Source organism: Candidatus Frankia alpina, from assembly GCF_902806485.1.
Taxonomy (GTDB): Bacteria; Actinomycetota; Actinomycetes; order Frankiales; family Frankiaceae; genus Frankia; species Frankia alpina.
In genome coordinates this window covers 1-4,437 of record NZ_CADCWT010000327.1, presented here as the reverse complement: position 1 = coordinate 4,437, position 4,437 = coordinate 1, and the positions used below count along the sequence as shown (strand labels likewise).

Annotated in this window: 3 protein-coding genes and 1 pseudogene; 1 reads left to right on the top strand and 3 read right to left on the bottom strand. The window is 71.5% G+C overall.

The window, feature by feature from the left end:
- Positions 1-15: 15 nt before the first annotated feature.
- Positions 16-390 carry a circularly permuted type 2 ATP-grasp protein gene (locus tag G6R25_RS21950; RefSeq protein WP_235826240.1) on the bottom strand — a complete coding sequence of 125 codons (375 nt, stop codon included), beginning with the start codon at positions 388-390 and terminating at the stop codon, positions 16-18.
- Between the two features lie 407 nt (positions 391-797).
- On the opposite strand from G6R25_RS21950, the gene rfbB reads away from it, so the two are divergent.
- Positions 798-1,802 carry a dTDP-glucose 4,6-dehydratase gene (rfbB, locus tag G6R25_RS21945; protein WP_163554407.1) on the top strand — a complete coding sequence of 335 codons (1,005 nt, stop codon included), beginning with the start codon at positions 798-800 and terminating at the stop codon, positions 1,800-1,802.
- Positions 1,803-1,852: 50 nt separating this feature from the next.
- Here rfbB and glgA read toward each other — a convergent pair whose 3' ends face one another.
- Both glgA and glgC read right to left on the bottom strand, forming a co-directional pair.
- A complete protein-coding gene (gene glgA / locus G6R25_RS21940) occupies positions 1,853-3,052 on the bottom strand; it encodes a glycogen synthase (RefSeq protein WP_163554408.1) in 1,200 nt (399 codons plus the stop codon).
- A gap of 96 nt (positions 3,053-3,148) precedes the next feature.
- Positions 3,149-4,375, bottom strand: a pseudogene (glgC, locus tag G6R25_RS21935) (glucose-1-phosphate adenylyltransferase); the annotation flags it as partial.
- Positions 4,376-4,437: the final 62 nt, after the last annotated feature.

Genomic DNA, 4,437 nt, shown 5'->3' with positions numbered 1-4,437 from the left:
AGGAATCCCCCACCTTCAGGCGGAGGAGGATGTCAACCGGCGGTAGACGACGTGCACCGGCTGCTCACCTTTGGTGGTCCACATGGTGACCTTGTTGTCCCGCACCGACAGGTCGCGGCCCTCGACGTTGTCCTCCAGGACGCGGAAGCCGCCCCGCTCGTCGCGGATCAGGTCGATCCCGGGCACGTGCGCCCGCACCGCGTTGGGCGGGTCGATGCCGTGGGCCGCCCGGTGGAAGTGGGCGCTGGTCAGCACCAGCCGGCGCGGCACGAGGTCCAACGGGAACGGCCGCTCCTCGCCGAAGAGGTTGAAGGTGCTGCCCCCGTCCCGAAACGCCCGGTCCAGGGCTACCTTGCGGGCCGCGAGATCCGCGCTGCTGAGGGGTTGCAACGCGTCATAGTAGGGCGGAGTACACCTCCCGGGGCGTGTCCGACGCCTCGAACACCTCGTCTCAGGCCGCCGTGGCCGCCGCTTCCGCCGGATAGCCCTCAAACAGATCCGCCACAGTCCGGAGCGTAATTTGCACGTGTTACCTCCGCATGACGACGCGGGCGCGGACCAGGATGGGCACGGTCACCGGAAGATGGCGGCGGGGCCCCTGCCGGGCCCGGACCGCCGGACGGCGAGGTGGACGCGCGCGCCGCGCCGACCCGGCGCCGACCCGGCGCCGACCGCCGCGACGCGCTCCAGGCAGACTTGAACCCGCCCGGGCCGGGCCGCGAGACCGTGGCCGCAGACCGCCCGCCCATCCCCCACCGCGTGCATCGCAGCACGCGGGCCGACCGAAAGGCCGAACGATGTCGACGCTGCTGGTGACCGGAGCCGCCGGGTTCATCGGGTCGAACTTCGTCCGCTACTGGCGCGAGCGCCACCCGGCGGACACCGTTGTGGCGTTCGACGCCCTGACCTACGCGGGCTGCCGGGAGAACCTCGCCGACGTCGCGGAGCGCATCACCTTCGTCCACGGCGACATCCGCGACCGCGAACTCGTCGAGTCCACCCTGCGCGAGCACACGGTCGATGTGATCGTGAACTTCGCCGCCGAGTCGCACAACAGTCTGGCGATCATCCGGCCGGGCGATTTCTTCTCGACGAACGTGATGGGCACCCAGACGCTGCTGGAGGCGGCCCGCACGGTGGGCGTCACCCGCTTCCACCAGATCTCCACCTGCGAGGTCTACGGCGACATGGACCTCAACGACCCGGGGGCCTTCGCCGAGGACGCCCCCTACCTGCCACGCACCCCGTACAACGCGGCGAAGGCCGGCGGCGATCACGCCGTGCGCGCCTACGGTTACACCTACGACCTGCCGGTGACGATCACCAACTGCTCGAACAACTATGGGCCGTACCAGTTCCCGGAGAAGGTCATCCCGCTGTTCGTGACCCGTGCGCTGCAGGGCGAGCAGCTTCCCCTGTACGCGTCGACGACGAACCGGCGCGAGTGGCTGCACGTGATGGACCACTGCCGGGCGATCGACGCCGTGCTCGACCGCGGCCGCGTCGGCGAGACCTACCACGTGGGGTCCGGCGTCGAGGCCGACATCGCCACGATCGCCGACACCGTCCTCGCGGAGCTCGGCCTGCCGGCGTCGCTGAAGACGATCGTGCCGGACCGGCCCTCCCACGACCGCCGCTACCTGCTGGACTCCACCAAGCTGCGCACCGAGATCGGCTGGTCACCGCTGATCGACTTCAGCGAGGGGATGCGTTCCACCATCGCCTGGTACAAGAAGAACGAGTCCTGGTGGCGGCCGCTGCTGGGCCGCTCGCCGGTGTCCGAGACCGCCTGGCGGAGCTGACCCGCGGCGGCCCCGCCGGTCGGCTGCCGCAGCCGCCGGTCAGCCGCCGGTCAGCCGCCGGTGAGAGAGGCGTAGAGCTCCGCGGTGCGCTCGGCGACGGCCGCCCAGCCGAACTCGCCGACCGCTCGCTCCCGCCCGGCGCGGCCCATAGCCGCCGCCCGCGCCGGGTCGGCGAGCACGGTGTTGACGGCGTCGGCGAGCGCCTTCGGTTCGTCGGGCGGGACGAGTAGCCCGGTGACGCCGTCGTCGACGACCTCCGGGATGCCGCCGACGCGGGAGGCGACGACGGCGGTGCCGCAGGCCATCGCCTCCAGGTTGACGATGCCCAGCGGCTCGTACACCGACGGGCAGACGAACGCGGTGGCGTGGCTAAGAAGCTGGATAACCTCGGGCTTGGTCAGCATCCCGTTCAGCCAGACGCCGCCGCCGCGCTCGACGCGCAACCCGTCGACCAGCGCGGAGGTCTCCGCGAGCAGCTCCGGGGTGTCCGGGGCGCCGGCGCAGAGCACGAGCTGTGCCCGCGGGTCGTTCGCCGCCGCGGCGCGCAGCAGCACCGGCAGCCCCTTCTGCCGGGCGATCCGCCCCACCAAGATCACGGTGGGTCGCTCCGGGTCGACCCCGTGCCGTTCCAGCACGTCGGTCACCGGGTCGGGCTTGTACTCGTCGGTGTCGATGCCGTTGCGGATCACGTGCACCCGCGCCGGGTCGACCGCCGGGTAGGCGTCGAGGATGTCGGCGCGCATCCCGGCACTTACCGCGACCACCGCCGCCGCCGACTCGATGGCGATCCGCTCGGACCAGGACGACAGCCGGTAGCCGCCGCCGAGCTGCTCGGCCTTCCACGGCCGGCGCGGCTCCAGCGAGTGCGACGTCATCACGTGCGGGACGCCGCCAAGCAGGGCGGCGAGGTGACCGCCGAGATTCGTGTACCAGGTGTGGGAGTGAATCACGTCCGCGCCGACGGCCGCCGCCGCCATGGACAGGTCCATCGACAGGGTGCGCAGCACGTCGTCGGTGCCGGCGAGCGCCGCCCAGCTCGGGTGGGCGCGCACCGCGGCGACGCCCGGCCCGCCAGCCGACTCCACCACGGCCCGATCGCTGCCGGCGGCCGCCCTCCCGGTGCCCCCAGCCTCCCGGTGCACGGTGAGGTCGACCAGCCGGGCGAGCTCGCGGGCCAGATACTCGACGTGCACACCCGCCCCGCCGTAGACGTCCGGAGGAAACTCGCGGGTGAGCAACGCGACGCGCATGGACGGTCTCTCCATCGACGAGGTGGATGGGTGGGGCGGCTGGGTGGGGCGGCTGGGGAACCGGTACACAGTCGGTCGGTCGGTCAGTCGGTGACCGGTGATGCCCTTGCCGACGACGGTGATGCCGCGTTCGCTGACGGTGTAGCCGCGGGCGCGATCGCGGTCCTTGTCGACGCCGACCTGGCCGCCCGGCGGGACGTGGACGTTCTTGTCGAGAATCGCGTCGCGGACGACGGCGCCGCGCCCGACGACGGCGTTGTCCAGGACGACGGCGCGGTCGACATCGGCCCAGGAGTTGATCCGCACGCCCGGCGAGAGCACCGCCGAGCGCACGGTGCCACCGGAGACGATCACGCCGTTGCTGACGATGCTGTTGATCGCGGTGCCGGTGCGCCGCGGGTCGTCGTGGACGAACTTGGCCGGCGGCAGCGACGGCACGCTGGTCAGGATCGGCCACTCGCGGTTGTACAGGTTGAACACCGGGTCGAGCGCGCACAGGTCCATCTGCGCCTCGAAGTAGGAGTCGAGCGTGCCGACGTCGCGCCAGTAGCCGCGGTCACGGGCGGTCGTACCGGGCACGACGTTGTCGCTGAAGTCGTACACGGCGGCGGCGCGCTGCGCGACGAGCATCGGGATGATGTCGCCGCCCATGTCGTGCCGGCTGTCCTCGTCGACGGCGTCCTTGCGCAGCGCGTCGATGAGCACATCGGTGGAGAAGACGTAGTTGCCCATGGACGCGAACGTCTCCTCCGGGCTGTCCGGCAGGCCGGGCGGGTCGGCGGGCTTCTCCAGGAACGCCTCGATGGTCCGACCGTCCCGACCGGTCTGGATCACCCCGAACGACCGTCCTTCCGCGCGCGGCACCCGCAGCCCGGCGACGGTCACCCCGGCACCGGAGTCGAGATGCTGGGCGACCATCTGCCGCGGATCCATCCGGTAGACGTGGTCGGCGCCGAAGACAACGACGATGTCCGGATTGTCGTCGTGGACGAGGTTGAGGGACTGGTGGATGGCGTCGGCGCTGCCGGCGAACCACCACGGGCCGAGGCGCTGCTGCGCCGGCACCGGGGTGACGTAGTTGCCCAGCAGGTTGCTCATCCGCCACGTCGTGGTGATGTGTCGGTCGAGGCTGTGGCTCTTGTACTGGGTGAGCACGGCGATCCGCAGATAGCCGGCGTTGACCAGGTTGGACAACACGAAGTCGATCAGCCGGTACAACCCACCGAAGGGAACGGCGGGCTTGGCCCGGTCGGCCGTCAGCGGCGCCAGCCGCCGTCCGGCTCCCCCGGCCAGCACCAGGCCGAGGACCCGCGGACTCGGCACAGACTTGCTCCCGTCTCATGGCGTGGTCTGCGGGGCGATCCGCGGGCCTACACGTCCCTGCC